Source organism: Qipengyuania pelagi (genome assembly GCF_009827295.1).
In the GTDB taxonomy this organism is placed as follows: Bacteria; Pseudomonadota; Alphaproteobacteria; order Sphingomonadales; family Sphingomonadaceae; genus Qipengyuania; species Qipengyuania pelagi.
In genome coordinates this window covers 906,042-919,187 of sequence record NZ_WTYD01000001.1, presented here as the reverse complement: position 1 = coordinate 919,187, position 13,146 = coordinate 906,042, and the positions used below count along the sequence as shown (strand labels likewise).

Here is a 13,146-nt window from a genome sequence, read left to right as displayed (position 1 = left end):
CACCTTCATGGCAACCAAGTCGAAGAAACCCGAAGCCGAAGACGCTCCCCTGATCGACCTCAACGAAGCGTCGATCAAGAAGCTCATCTCCAAGGCGAAGAAAAAGGGCTACGTCACCTATGACGAGCTCAACGCCGCCCTCCCCCAGGGAGAGATGAGCTCGGACCAGATCGAGGATATCCAGTCCGCCCTGTCGGACATGGGCGTGCAGATCGTCGAGAGCGACGAGGATGCCGAGGCCGAGGCCGAAAAGGATTCCGAAGTCGAGGAAATGCAGGTCGGCGAGGACGGGAAGAAGTCCAAGGCCGCCGGCACCAAACCGGTCGAAAAGAAGCTTGCCGCGGGCGAGCGGACGGACGATCCGGTCCGCATGTATCTGCGCGAAATGGGCGCGGTGGAATTGCTCAGCCGCGAGGGCGAGATCGCCATCGCCAAGCGGATCGAGGCGGGGCGCGACATGATGATCATGGGCCTGTGCCAGAGCCCGATCACCTTCCACGCAATCATCCATTGGTCGGAAGCGCTCAACAACGAGGAAATGCAGCTGCGCGAGATCCTCGATCTCGACGCCATGCTGTCCAAGGAACCGCCGCCTGAAAAGATGGAGGAAGGCGAGGACGAGGACGATGGCGAAATCTCGGAAGAGACCGCCGGTCCGACCATTCGCGACGACGACGAGTCCGACGATGACGATTCGGATGATGACGACGAGGATGGCGAGGAAGGTTCGTCCAAGAAGGACGATGACGAGGACGAGGACAACACCATGTCGCTCGCCCAGATGGAAGCGGCGCTCAAGCCCGATGCCATCGAACGCTTCGCCCGCATCACCGACCTCTTCCGCAAGTTCGAGAAATTGCAGGGCGAGCGGATGGATGTGCTCGCGCGTGGCGACGCTTTCCCGGCGGCGAAGGAGAAGAAATACGAGGCTTTGAGCGAACAGCTCACCGCCGAGGTCGAAAGCGTGCAGTTCCACGCGACCAAGATCGAATTCCTGGTCGACAATCTCTACGCCTTCAACCGCCGCCTGACCGCGCTGGGCGGCCAGATGCTGCGCCTGGCGGAACGCCACAAGGTCAAGCGGATCGACTTCCTCGATGCCTATATCGGCAACGAGCTGGACGACACCTGGCTGACCGACCGCGCCAAAAAGGACAAGAAATGGGCCGCCTTCGCCGAGAAGGAAGCCGACGCGATCGATCGCATCCGTACCGAGATTTCGGATATCGCCAGCCAGACCGGCATGGCGCTGCCCGAATTCCGCCGGATCGTGAACATGGTCCAGAAGGGCGAGCGCGAGGCGCGCATCGCCAAGAAGGAAATGGTCGAGGCCAATCTGCGCCTCGTGATCTCGATCGCCAAGAAATACACCAATCGCGGCCTGCAATTCCTCGACCTGATCCAGGAAGGGAATATCGGGCTGATGAAGGCGGTCGACAAATTCGAATATCGCCGCGGCTACAAGTTCAGCACCTACGCCACGTGGTGGATCAGGCAGGCGATCACCCGCTCGATCGCCGATCAGGCGCGCACGATCCGCATCCCCGTCCACATGATCGAGACGATCAACAAGCTGGTGCGCACCAGTCGCCAGTTCCTGCACGAGGAAGGCCGCGAACCGACGCCGGAAGAGATGGCCGCGCGCCTCTCCATGCCGCTTGAAAAGGTGCGCAAGGTGATGAAGATCGCCAAGGAGCCGATCAGCCTCGAAACCCCGATCGGGGACGAGGAAGATTCGCATCTCGGTGATTTCATCGAGGACAAGAACGCGATCATCCCCGTCGATGCCGCGATCCAGGCGAACCTCAAGGAAACGGTCACCCGCGTCCTCGCCAGCCTCACTCCGCGCGAGGAGCGCGTGCTGCGGATGCGCTTCGGGATCGGGATGAACACCGATCACACGCTGGAAGAGGTCGGCCAGCAGTTCTCGGTCACCCGCGAACGTATCCGCCAGATCGAGGCCAAGGCCTTGAGGAAGCTCAAGCACCCGAGCCGCAGCCGCAAGATGCGCAGCTTCCTCGACCAGTAATCCATTAAAAGCAAAGGACCGGGGATCGTGTGATCTCCGGTCCTTTTGCGTCCGGCCTGGACGGGCGGGCGCGTCTTTCGGAATCGCTTCAGAAGTGAATACCCACTGCCGCATTGTAGCTGGCCGTACCGTCGCCCAGATCGACGGCCACGCCTGCGCGGACGACCGGCATATTCGGGCTGTCGAAGGCCTTGCCGATACCCAGCGCGATCGCGGCCTGTTCCCGCCGTCCACCGATCCCCGCCACCATCATGCCCCTGCCCGGCATGATCGCCTGGGGAAGCCCCGCCAGCGCCGCCGTCCCCGCGCTCGCGCGGTCGATCTCTCGGCCAAGTTCCTCGCGCGTTCCATCGAGGCTCGCCCACATCCGGTCGAGATCGTCCATCACCGCCCCTATGGAACGGTCTGTATAGGCCCGCGCGCCTTGAAGCGTTGCAAGGTCCCCGCCGACCATCTGGCCCATGGTTGCCGCGTCGGTGGCGGCGATGCCGTTGGCGAGCCCAGTGAGGCGTCGCGCGCCCTCCGTGCCTTCGAAGGATACGGTCGCGCCGCCGCGATCGCTCGCCACCAGAACCGTTCCGTCCGCTGCGGCGCGGACCATCCCGATCCGGCCCTCGGCGACATCGGCCTGCAGCGCCGCATTGGCTTGGCTGTTGGCGAGGATCGCCGCCGTCTGGATGTCGTTGACCGCTACCGCATCGGCCAGCTCGCTGGTATTTGCCGCGATGCGAGCGGAGTGATCCTGGAGCTGGTCGTCCTGCCTCACATTGACGGCAGTGTTCGCGGCGATGTTGGTTTCGTTGTTCGCGATGCGGGTGGCGTGGACGGCTATGGCCTCGGAATTCGTCTCGATCCGCGCCGTATTGGCACTGATCGCGATGTCCTGCGCCTGATTGGTCGCCGCGTTCGCTGCGATGGCGACATCCTGCTGTATGTTCGTGGCCGTATTGGCAGCGATGGCCGCGGAATTCGTGTCGATCCGCGCCGTGTTGGCGCTGATCGCGATGTCCTGCGCCTGATTGGTCGCCGTGTTCGCTGCAATCGCGACATCCTGCTGTATGTTCGTGGCCGTATTGGCAGCGATGGCCTGCGCATTCACGTCGACATCGCCGCGCAATGTTTCGACCGCGCTGCTGTTGAAGGTGACCCTGCTGTCGATGGCGGCGAGAAGCGTGCCGGTCTGGGTGGCGGCGGATTCCAATCCACCCACACGCGTGTCGAGGGCAGCGAGCGCCTCGTCATGGTCGCCCACACGCACATCGAGCCCGGCCAATGCCGTGTCGTGACCGTCGACGCGCGCGTCGAGGACTGCGAGATCGACCTCGACCGTCGCGATCGCGGCCGTATTCGTATCCGTCTGCGAGGCTTGTACGGCGAGCGCACCGGTCAGATCGTCCACCCTGCCGGAAAGCCCCGTCAGGCTGGCATCGATTTCGGCAAGGTCGCCGAGAGACCCGGCAACCTGGCCTTCCAGGTCAAGCAATCGGGTGTCGTGTTCGGAAAGGAGCGCGGCGTTCGCATCGACGTCCGCACTCAGGCCATTGAGATCGGCGGTGACCATCGCGATGGCAGTCGTGTTCGTATCCGTCTGCGCGATCTGTGCGTCCAGTCGGGTGCCGAGCCCGCTCACCTCTCCCGACAAGCTTGTCAGGTCGGTCTGAAGAGTGACGACCGTTCCGTCCAGCGTCGTCAGGCGCGTCTCGTGGTCCGACAGCAACGCGGTATTGTCGGTAATGGCCGCTGTGTTGCTGCTGATATCGGTGCGCAGAACGGACAGATCGACATCGATCCGCCCGACATCGGCGAGCAGAGCGGCCCGCTCCTGCTCCGCCGCGTCCTGTTCGGCCTCGATACCCTCGACCCGTGTTGTGAGCACGTCCACCTTCAGATCGACATCGCCAAGCGTCAGCAATTGACCCATGGCAGGCGTGGTCGTCGCCAACGCCGCTGCCATGGCCGAAATCGCAATTCCGCGATTTTTCCGCATAGTCCTGCTCCCAAGTCTTCAGATCGTAGAATGCAGAAGACAGGTTTTAGCAGCCTTGACGTAGCGTTATGCGGATTTTCGCAAATTACGTCATTGGATTTGAAGAGAAATTTATGGCTTTTTTGCGTTCATCCCCTTTAAATCTACAAAAACGCTGGTATCGTTGCACAACTCTTAAGTGTCGTCCTCACGTAATTACGCAAGGTTGGTCATGAACCCAGAACCTCAGCAAAACGAAACGAGCGATTCGGAAGATACAACCACTTCTGTGGGCGCACCGCCGAGTTCGGCCACTTTGACGGAGGTCGTCCGCGATATGCCCCGCGTGCGCGCTTTGCTCGATCATGGCCCGGTGCAGATCACATCGCACAAGCGCAACGAATTCGTGATGGTGCCCCAGGCCGAATTCGAGCGGATGTCGTCGCTGTCCGGTGTCGACAAGAAAAATATCGATGAAAAATTGAGGCTGGTTATGGAGGCGGTAAGCTCCTGCATAATCATCATGGACAACACGCAGCGGGTTCGGCGCACGAATAAGGCGTTCCTCGATTATTTCGGATATCGGGAAAGCGATGTCATCGGGCGGCAGCTCGGCAGTCTGGCGAAGACCGCGACTGACAATTACATCCTGACCTGCATCAAACAGGTTCAGGAGAGCGGTCAGGAAAAGCGGTTCGAAATGGCTTCGTCTCACCGCGAGGGACGGTTCATTCGCTTTACGATACGCCCTTGGCCGGGCGGCGTGGCCGTCTTCGCTGACGACATCACCGAACAGACCCGCGCGACCGAACACGTCATGCAGGAACTGGCGCGGGATCAGGCCTCGAAGCATGTTGGCGGGGTAGGATCCGGCGTGATCGACGCCAATGGCGTCATTCGCAATGCGAGCCTGGGCCTGGGGGTCCTGCTCGGCGTCAGGCGTCGGCTGTTGATCGGCGCATCGATCTACCGCGTCCTTTCGCCCGATTGCCGTAACCAGGTGGAGCGATGCCTCCAGAGCCGCGGTCTTGAAACCGAGACGATCGATATCGAATATCTGGCGAGCGGATCGGAGTTTTCAGCCGCCCGGATGGTCTGCTCTCCTTTCGCGATCGGGCAGCTTCAGGATTGCGTCGCCTTCATCATCCAGGATTGCGCGCGGTGCGGAGAGACCACGCCCGGCCCTGAAATCGGATAAATTTAACAATTTTAATAGCTAGGCTGGAACCGGTTTCCTGCTTGCCGTTTTAGGCAGTAGGGGACCGGTCAGATCTGCCGGTGCATCCCCTGTGCTATGATATTAGGCCTGCCAGGACGGATGCCACGTGACTCTCGACTTCAAGAGCTTGCTGGACAATTCTCCGAATTCCTATGTGATGCTGGATCGCGACCTGACGATCGTCTGGGCGAACCGGGAATATCTCAAAGTCACCATGCGCCGTCTCGACGATATCGTCGGGCGCAATCTGTTCGAAGCCTATCCGAGCGAGGGCGAGAGCTATCGACAGTTACGCGCATCTTTCGATCGGGTGCTGGAAACCGGCAGACCGGACGAAATCGCCCATATCCGTTACGATATCCCCGACGAGCGCGGCAGCTTCGACACCCATTACTGGAGCGCCACCCACACCCCTCTCTTGAATGAGGCGGGCGGGGTCGAACTGATCCTCCAGCACACGGTCGACATCACCGAAGTCGAAGAGCTGCGCCGTATGCGCGAAGCGATGGGGGTCTTGCAGCGCGCACGGGCGGTCGAGGAACGCTATGCCGATGCGAACAAGGAATTGCTGCAATTGCGGGCTTTGCTGGAACAGGCGCCCGGCTTCGTCGCAGTTCTAGGGACCAGCGACCATCGCTTCGTCATGGCGAACGCCGCCTATCGCCACCTTGTCGGCGGACGCGACCTCATCGGTAAGACCGTCGGCGAGGCATTGCCGGAGATGATTGCGCAAGGTTATATCGATACGCTGGACAGGGTTTATACCAGCGGCGAGCCCTATTTCGGGGCCCGAGAAGAGGTGAAAATCCAACACGACCCCGACGAGGGGCTCCAGACCCTGTTCCTCGAATTCATCTTCCAACCGATCTTCAGCGATAGCGGTGAAGTGCAGGGCATTTTCATTCAGGGCCACGACGCGACCGAAGAGGTCCATGCCGAAGATCACCAGCGCCTGCTCATCAATGAACTCAATCACCGCGTGAAGAACACGCTGGCAATCGTGCAGGGGCTGGCGCAGCAATCGTTCCGCACGGTCGAATGCCAGCCTTCGATGGATACGTTCAGCGCGCGCCTCGCGGCCCTGGCGAGCGCGCACAATCTTCTGACCGAGCGTCATTGGGAATCGGCGGATATCGGGACCATCGTCAGGCGGGCCCTCGCCGCGACGGTCGGAACCGACGAGGACAGGGTCAGCTGTGCCGGCCCCAAGCTTGCCATCGACCCGCAGGCTGCCGTTGCCCTGGCCATGGTCGTCCACGAACTTTCGACCAATGCCATCAAATACGGGGCGCTTTCGCAAGAGGGGGGCAAGGTCGAGATCGAGTGGTCAGCGGCAATCGTCGACGAAGGGACTGACGTCACTTTTCTCTGTCGGGAAAGCGGTGGCCCCCCGGTCGAACAGCCCCAATCGAAAGGGTTCGGCTCGCGCCTTATCAAGCGCGGCTTCGGCGTGACGAATGGCAGCGCGAAGCTTGAATACCTGCCCGAAGGGTTCGAATGCCGAATCGAGGCTGTACTGTGACCTGGACGGGCAAGACGGTCCTGATCCTCGAAGACGAGCCGATCATCGCAATGTGCCTCGAGGATATGCTGCTCGATAACGGGGCACAGGTCATCGTTTCGGGAACGGTCACCCAGGCCCTCGCCGCGCTAGGCCGGGCCAGCCCAGATTGCGCAGTGCTCGACGTCAATCTGCATGGCGAAAAGAGCTACCCCGTCGCCGCGCGGCTGGACGAGCTAGGCGTGCCCTTCGTCTTCGCGACCGGCTATGGCGATGCCGAACATCCCCCCCGGTTCGCCAAATGCCCGACAATCACCAAGCCCTATCAGTTCTCGCAGATTCGGGAGCAGCTGGAATGCGGGGATTGATCGCGAACATGGTGGAAATGGAGGGCGATCGCTTCTATGCGAACGCACCATGCGTATCGCCATTGCCTCCGACCATGCCGCCATCGACCTCAAGGCCGAATTGCGCGACTGGATGATCGAACAGGGCCACGAGGTTGCCGACCTCGGGCCGGAGACGACCGACAGCGTCGACTATCCCGATTACGGCTACAAGCTCGCCAGCGTCGTCGCCGATGGCACGGCGGAACGCGGGGTTGCGCTCTGCGGCAGCGGGATCGGCATCTCGATCGCGGTCAACCGCAATCCGGCGTGCCGCAGCGCGCTCGTGTCCGAGCCCCTGAGCGCGGAGCTGGCACGCTCGCACAACGACGCGAACGTCATTGCCATGGGCGCCCGCCTCACCGGCTCCGACATGGCGAAAGCCTGCCTCGAGGCGTTCCTTTCGACCGATTTTCTCGGCGACCGGCATCAGCGCCGCGTCGACAAACTGTCCAATCCGGAGATGTGACTTGGCCACTCAGCCCGCCCCCGATCAAAGCCGCACCCCCACCGATCGCTTCTGGCATGACAGTCTCGCCGAAGCCGATCCCGAGATCTACGGTGCGATCCGCAACGAGCTGAAGCGGCAGCAGGACAAGATCGAGCTGATCGCGAGCGAGAACATCGCCTCCTCCGCCGTGCTGGAAGCCGCGGGCAGCGTCTTCACGAACAAATATGCCGAGGGCTATCCCGGCAAGCGCTACTATGGCGGCTGCGATTACGCGGATGTCGTCGAGACCCTGGCGATCGAGCGTGCGAAGCAGCTGTTCGGCTGCGAATTCGCCAATGTGCAGCCGAACAGCGGCAGCCAGATGAATCAGGCGGTCTTCCTCGCCCTGCTCCAGCCCGGCGACACCTTCATGGGCCTCGACTTGAACTCGGGCGGGCATCTGACTCACGGATCGCCGGTCAATATGAGCGGCAAGTGGTTCAACCCGGTCAGCTACGGCGTGCGCCGCGAGGACGAGCTGATCGACATGGACGCGGTCATGGCGACGGCCAAGGCGCACAAGCCCAAGCTGATCATCGCCGGCGGCACTGCCTATTCGCGCACCTGGGACTGGGAAGCCTTCCGCCGGATCGCGGACGAGGTCGGCGCCTATCTGATGGTCGATATGAGCCACATTTCCGGCCTCGTCGCGGGCGGTGCCCACCCCTCGCCCATCCCGCACGCCCATGTCGTGACGACCACGACGCACAAAAGCCTGCGCGGGCCCCGCTCGGGCGTGATCCTGTGGAACGATCCCGAGCTTTCGAAGCCGATCAACATGGCGGTTTTTCCGGGAATGCAGGGCGGCCCGCTGATGCATATCGTCGCTGCCAAGGCGGTCGCTTTCGCGGAGGCGCTGCGGCCCGATTTCAAGGACTATGCGGTGGCTGTGGTCGCCAATGCGCGCGCCCTTGCCGCCAGCCTTGAGGAGAACGGCCTTCGGGTCGTTTCGGGCGGGACGGACAATCACTCAATGCTTGTCGATCTCACTGCCAAGGACGTGACCGGCAAGGATGCCGAAAAGGGCCTCGATCGCGCCTGGCTGACCTGCAACAAGAACGGCATCCCCTACGACACGCGCAGCCCCTTCGTGACCAGTGGCGTGCGTCTCGGTACACCCGCAGGCACGACGCGCGGCTTCGGAACCGAGGAATTCCGCACCATCGGCAGGCTGATCGCCGAAGTCGTGGAAGGACTTTCGAGCAAGGGTGCGGAGGGTGACCCCGCCGTCGAGGAAAGCGTGCGCGATCGTGTCAGCGAATTGTGCGACAAATTCCCGGTCTATCCGGGCCGTTGAGGAGGACGACATGGACAATCGAGAACCGCGCCGCAACGACTGGGTCGAAGACGCGAAGGCGGAAGTCTCCGGCATGGCGAAGGGCGGCATGGACCATCCTTCGACCAAGCCTGTCCTTGCCGGGGCCGCGATCGGTGCCCTTGCCGGTGCTTTGTTGCCGGTGGTAACGCTCCCTGTAGGCGCCATCGTCGGGGCGGGCTTCGCATTCTACAACAGAATCAAGAAGTAAGCCTCTGAATGCGCTGCCCATTTTGCGCCAATGAAGACAGCCAGGTCAAGGACAGCCGCCCGACGGAAGACAATTCCGCGATCCGGCGGCGGCGGCAATGCGCCAGCTGCGGCGCGCGCTTCACCACCTTCGAACGCGTCCAATTGCGCGAGGTGACTGTGGTGAAGTCGGGTGGTGAGGGCAAGGAAGCACGCCGCCAGCCTTTCGATCGGGGCAAACTGGAACAGTCGATCGCCCTCGCCTGCCGCAAGCGCAGCGTCGATCAGGAACGGATCGACCAGCTCGTCTCCGGCATCCAGCGCCAGGTCGAAACCGCTGGAGAGGCCGAAATCCCGTCGAAACGCATCGGCGAGATGGTGATGGACGGCCTGCGCCAGCTGGACAGTGTCGCCTATATCCGCTTCGCCAGCGTCTATCGCGATTTCAGCGAGGCACGCGACTTCGAGGAATTCGCGAGCACGGTTCAGGAAGCCGCCGACGGACGCCGGGCTGAATAGAATGGCCGAAAAGCCCGTCATCGTCCTGGTCCGCCCGCAATTGGGCGAGAATATCGGCAAGGCCGCGCGCGCGATGCTCAATTTCGGGCTGGTCGAAATGCGCCTGGTCGCGCCGCGCGACGGGTGGCCGAACCCCTCCGCCGGGCCGGCCGCTGCGGGAGCGAATGTGGTTCTGGAGCGCGCCAGCGTCTTCGAAACCACGGCCGAGGCGGTGGCCGATTGCGCCCATGTCTATGCAACGACGGTGCGCAAACGCGGGGTGACCAAGCCGGTCGTCACGCCCGAGGAAGCGGCGCGCGAAATGGCAGGCGCCGCGGGCCGCAGCGCGATCCTGTTCGGCCCGGAACGCTCGGGCCTCGAAACCGAGGACGTCGCCCTCGCCCGCGCCATCCTCACCGTACCGATCAACCCCGACTTCGGATCGCTCAATCTGGCGCAGGCAGTGATCCTGTGCGCCTATGAATGGTCGAAGCATGAAGGCCTGGTGCAGCCGACGCAGGAGGATTTGCTACCCCCGGCTCCCCAAGAGGAACTGGACGGGCTGATCTCGCATCTCGAGACCATGCTGGAGCCCAGGGGCTATTTCCTGCCCGAATCCCGCACCGAAGCGACCCGCCGAACCTTGCGCGGCGTGCTGACCAAGCCGGGCTGGAACCATCTCGAAGTGCGCACCCTGCGCGGCGTGCTGTCGAGCCTCCAGCGCGGGCCGAAGCCGGACCTCAAGCCCTGATCCGGTCCCATTCGATGAGTTCATAGCCAATCGAGGTTTCGACCAGAAGCTCCCACATTTGTTCGATTTTGTCCGCTGGCAGTCCGCGTTTGCCGGCATCGCTCCGCGCATTTGCGATAACTTCGGCCTTGCGCGCCTCGTCACGCACCACGGTCCGATCGGTCTTGATCCGCGCGGCCGCGCGCATGTAGCCGAAGCGGCGATCGAGCAGCGCCATGAGTTCGCGATCGGTGGCGTCGACGCCGCGGCGCACCTCGGCCATGGTGGTGCAATCGTCGGGCAGGAGATAATCGGTGTCCATGGCTCAGCGCCCTGCCCGCCCGCGCCCGAATTGTCGAGCGCGGAACGCCTGCCTTGACGCGGATGCCATAACTGCTAAGGGCCGCGCTTCGCGAATTGGCTCCGCACCCCGGTGAAGCGGTGGCCGCGCATGGGAACAGCCCATGTGGTGCGATGCCGGGTTCAAGCGCCAGCCTTGATCCATGGTGGATTGGGGCGTGGTGACAGCAAATCGAAGGATACGACTTATGTCGAAGCGCAAGAGCGCCAAGTACAAACTCGACCGCCGGATGGGTGAAAACATCTGGGGTCGTCCGAATTCGCCGGTCAACAAGCGCTCCTACGGCCCCGGCCAGCACGGCCAGCGCCGCAAGAGCAAGATGTCGGACTTCGGCCTCCAGCTGCGCGCCAAGCAGAAGCTCAAGGGCTATTACGGCGACGTGACCGAGAAGCAGTTCAAGCGCACCTATCAGGAAGCTGCGCGTATCAAGGGCGATACCGGCCAGAACCTGATCGGCCTGCTCGAGCAGCGCCTCGATATGGTGGTCTATCGCGCCAAGTTCGCGCCGACCATCTTCGCCGCGCGCCAGATCGTCTCGCACGGCCACATCTATCTGAACGGCAAGAAGACCAACATCGCTTCGGCCCGCGTCAAGGTCGGCGACGTTGTCAGCCTCGGCAGCAAGGCCAAGGACATGGCGCTGGTCATCGAAGCGCAGAGCCTGCCCGAGCGTGAAATCCCCGATTACGTCGCGCCCGACGGCAACGACAAGGTGACCTTCACCCGCGTGCCCAAGCTCGACGAAGTGCCTTATCCGGTCACGATGGAACCGAATCTGGTCGTCGAATTCTATTCGCGCTGATCGGTTTTACCGGTTCCGCAAATACGAAAGGGCGGTCCTTCGGGGCCGCCCTTTTCGTTTGCGAGGACATCGTCGGACCGTCGCGTTTGGGATCGGAAGGTTTAAGTATATTTACCAAGTATCGCTACAGGGCGGGCGCAACCATGAGGGCGCTAGCCATGGCGGCATGACCCTCCCCACATCGATCCTTCCCTGCCTGCCCAATGCCAATGCCGTTCTCGAACTGCTGGGCGAGCGACGGCAGCCCCAGTTCGACGGACTGGCCAAGGCGACGGCGACGATGTTCGGCTGCCCGCTGAGCGCGATCACCGTGGTGGAATGCGATCGCCAGTGGTTCAAAGCGGCGACGGATCCGTCCTTGACTGAAATACCCGCCGAACAATCGATCTGCCGCCATGCCCTTGTCGGGACCGATCTGATGGTCGTGGAGGATCTGTCGAAGGACCCCAGGTTCGCCGGGAATCCGCTGGTCACCGAAGAGGGTATGCGTTTTTACGCCGGCCGCCCGATCTGGGTAAAGATCGCGCCGGACAGCGAGGCCGTGCCGGTCGGTGCCCTGTGCATGATCGATTTCGCCCCGCGCAGTTTCTCGGCCGAGGAGCGCGATACTCTGGAACAGCTCGGCACGGTCGCGCAGACGCTAGTGCAGGCCGCGATCGACGCGGCGGTGGCCGAACGCTCGGCGGAACAGCTCACCGAATTGCTGGCAGACCAGCAGCGTGCCCATCGTCAACTGCGACAGGGTGAAAAGATCGCAGGCTTCGGCACCTGGCGCCTGTGCCTCGCCGACAATCACTTGGAATGGTCCGACCAGGTCTATGCCATCCACGAAGTGCCCAAGGGACAGGAAGAGATGCTGGAGGACGCGCTCAGCTTCTATCCCCCGTCGGATCGCGCGATCCTCTCGGCGGCCATCGATCAGGCGATCTCGACCGGTCGGTCCTACGATCTCGAAGTCGATTTCATCACTGCGAAAGGCCGTCCGCGCCGAGTCCGCGCCATGGGCGAGGTCGAGCTGGACCACGGCAAGCCCGTCGCCCTGATCGGCGTGTTTCAGGACGTGACCGAACGCTATCGCCTCGAACAGGCGTTGATCCACAAGGCCAATACCGACGAATTGACCGGTATCGCGAGCCGGCGCCGATTCAACGAAAGCTTCGATGCGAAGACCTATGCGCCGCGCATCTCCGGTCAGGACGTGGCACTGATCCTCATCGACCTCGACCGCTTCAAGGAAGCCAATGACCGTTTCGGCCACGCGGTGGGCGACGAATTGCTGATGAAGACCGGTAAAGTCCTTACCGCGCCATGGCTGAAGGACAGCTTCGCCGCGCGTCTTGGCGGCGATGAATTCGTGCTGCTCATCACCGACACCCGGCTGGTCGCCAATCTCGAAGCGACGATCGATCGTCTACTGGTCAATTTGCGCCTGGCGCCCTCGACCGCACCGGATTTCGCAGTCAGCGGGACGATCGGCGCGGTGCGGATCGGCGATCCCACCATGGACCGCGAGCGAGCGACAGGCCTTGCGGATCGTGCCCTCTACAGGGCGAAGGAACGCCAGCGGGGAAGCGCCGTGCTTTCGCAGGGTGGGCGCGACATCACTGTTCCGCAGGCGCGTTCCGCCAAGGCGATCAATCGCGCCGCCTGATCGGGCGGG

The 13,146-nt window shown here is 62.5% G+C and carries 13 protein-coding genes; 11 read left to right on the top strand and 2 right to left on the bottom strand.

The features are described 5' to 3' along the window. Positions 1-7 precede the first annotated feature (7 nt). On the top strand, positions 8-2,029 hold the full coding sequence (rpoD, locus tag GRI47_RS04495; RefSeq protein WP_160660147.1) for an RNA polymerase sigma factor RpoD: 2,022 nt from the start codon (positions 8-10) through the stop codon (positions 2,027-2,029). Positions 2,030-2,117: 88 nt separating this feature from the next. Here rpoD and GRI47_RS04490 read toward each other — a convergent pair whose 3' ends face one another. Continuing rightward, positions 2,118-3,983, bottom strand: coding sequence for a YadA C-terminal domain-containing protein (locus tag GRI47_RS04490; protein ID WP_160660146.1), 1,866 nt, complete (start codon positions 3,981-3,983; stop codon positions 2,118-2,120). A gap of 349 nt (positions 3,984-4,332) precedes the next feature. On the opposite strand from GRI47_RS04490, the gene GRI47_RS04485 reads away from it, so the two are divergent. The 8 genes from GRI47_RS04485 (at position 4,333) to GRI47_RS04450 (ending at position 10,344) form a co-directional block, all read left to right on the top strand. Beyond that, the gene (locus GRI47_RS04485) at positions 4,333-5,193 is read left to right on the top strand and encodes a PAS domain-containing protein (protein WP_160660145.1); all 861 of its coding nucleotides are present in this window, start codon (positions 4,333-4,335) and stop codon (positions 5,191-5,193) included. A 127-nt stretch (positions 5,194-5,320) separates the two neighbouring features. Further along, positions 5,321-6,736 (top strand): sensor histidine kinase, encoded by a 1,416-nt coding sequence (locus GRI47_RS04480; RefSeq protein WP_337190637.1) that lies wholly within the window; start codon positions 5,321-5,323, stop codon positions 6,734-6,736. Continuing rightward, positions 6,733-7,083, top strand: coding sequence for a response regulator (locus GRI47_RS04475; protein WP_337190636.1), 351 nt, complete (start codon positions 6,733-6,735; stop codon positions 7,081-7,083). The genes GRI47_RS04480 and GRI47_RS04475 overlap by 4 nt, the downstream gene beginning before the upstream one ends. Before the next feature lie 49 nt (positions 7,084-7,132). Then, positions 7,133-7,570, top strand: a complete 438-nt coding sequence (rpiB, locus tag GRI47_RS04470) for a ribose 5-phosphate isomerase B (RefSeq protein WP_160660143.1) — start codon at positions 7,133-7,135, stop codon at positions 7,568-7,570. 1 nt (position 7,571) lies between these two features. Continuing rightward, on the top strand, positions 7,572-8,888 hold the full coding sequence (glyA, locus tag GRI47_RS04465; protein WP_160660142.1) for a serine hydroxymethyltransferase: 1,317 nt from the start codon (positions 7,572-7,574) through the stop codon (positions 8,886-8,888). Between the two features lie 10 nt (positions 8,889-8,898). Beyond that, a complete protein-coding gene (locus GRI47_RS04460) occupies positions 8,899-9,117 on the top strand; it encodes a hypothetical protein (RefSeq protein ID WP_160660141.1) in 219 nt (72 codons plus the stop codon). 8 nt (positions 9,118-9,125) lie between these two features. Further along, complete coding sequence (nrdR, locus tag GRI47_RS04455) at positions 9,126-9,614, top strand: transcriptional regulator NrdR (protein ID WP_160660140.1); 489 nt, start codon at positions 9,126-9,128, stop codon at positions 9,612-9,614. Position 9,615: 1 nt separating this feature from the next. Further along, positions 9,616-10,344, top strand: a complete 729-nt coding sequence (locus tag GRI47_RS04450) for an RNA methyltransferase (protein ID WP_160660139.1) — start codon at positions 9,616-9,618, stop codon at positions 10,342-10,344. Here the strand turns inward: GRI47_RS04450 and GRI47_RS04445 are convergent. Beyond that, positions 10,334-10,645, bottom strand: a complete 312-nt coding sequence (locus tag GRI47_RS04445; protein WP_160660138.1) for a chorismate mutase — start codon at positions 10,643-10,645, stop codon at positions 10,334-10,336. The genes GRI47_RS04450 and GRI47_RS04445 overlap by 11 nt on opposite strands. 226 nt (positions 10,646-10,871) lie before the next feature. Here GRI47_RS04445 and rpsD point away from each other — a divergent pair, with 226 nt between their 5' ends. After that, positions 10,872-11,486, top strand: coding sequence for a 30S ribosomal protein S4 (gene rpsD, locus GRI47_RS04440; RefSeq protein ID WP_067682337.1), 615 nt, complete (start codon positions 10,872-10,874; stop codon positions 11,484-11,486). Between the two features lie 166 nt (positions 11,487-11,652). Continuing rightward, the gene (locus tag GRI47_RS04435; protein ID WP_160660137.1) at positions 11,653-13,137 is read left to right on the top strand and encodes a sensor domain-containing diguanylate cyclase; all 1,485 of its coding nucleotides are present in this window, start codon (positions 11,653-11,655) and stop codon (positions 13,135-13,137) included. The last annotated feature ends 9 nt before the right edge of the window (positions 13,138-13,146 follow it).

What these genes read in the sequence shown, in the direction of transcription:
- rpoD (WP_160660147.1), top strand. Translation starts at nt 8, where the DNA reads ATGGCAACCAAGTCGAAGAAACCCGAAGCCGAAGACGCTCCCCTGATC.
- GRI47_RS04490 (WP_160660146.1), bottom strand. Translation starts at nt 3,983, where the DNA reads ATGGCAGCGGCGTTGGCGACGACCACGCCTGCCATGGGTCAATTGCTG.
- GRI47_RS04485 (WP_160660145.1), top strand. Translation starts at nt 4,333, where the DNA reads ATGCCCCGCGTGCGCGCTTTGCTCGATCATGGCCCGGTGCAGATCACA.
- rpiB (WP_160660143.1), top strand. Translation starts at nt 7,133, where the DNA reads ATGCGTATCGCCATTGCCTCCGACCATGCCGCCATCGACCTCAAGGCC.
- GRI47_RS04460 (WP_160660141.1), top strand. Translation starts at nt 8,899, where the DNA reads ATGGACAATCGAGAACCGCGCCGCAACGACTGGGTCGAAGACGCGAAG.
- nrdR (WP_160660140.1), top strand. Translation starts at nt 9,126, where the DNA reads ATGCGCTGCCCATTTTGCGCCAATGAAGACAGCCAGGTCAAGGACAGC.
- GRI47_RS04450 (WP_160660139.1), top strand. Translation starts at nt 9,616, where the DNA reads ATGGCCGAAAAGCCCGTCATCGTCCTGGTCCGCCCGCAATTGGGCGAG.
- GRI47_RS04445 (WP_160660138.1), bottom strand. Translation starts at nt 10,645, where the DNA reads ATGGACACCGATTATCTCCTGCCCGACGATTGCACCACCATGGCCGAG.
- rpsD (WP_067682337.1), top strand. Translation starts at nt 10,872, where the DNA reads ATGTCGAAGCGCAAGAGCGCCAAGTACAAACTCGACCGCCGGATGGGT.
- GRI47_RS04435 (WP_160660137.1), top strand. Translation starts at nt 11,653, where the DNA reads ATGACCCTCCCCACATCGATCCTTCCCTGCCTGCCCAATGCCAATGCC.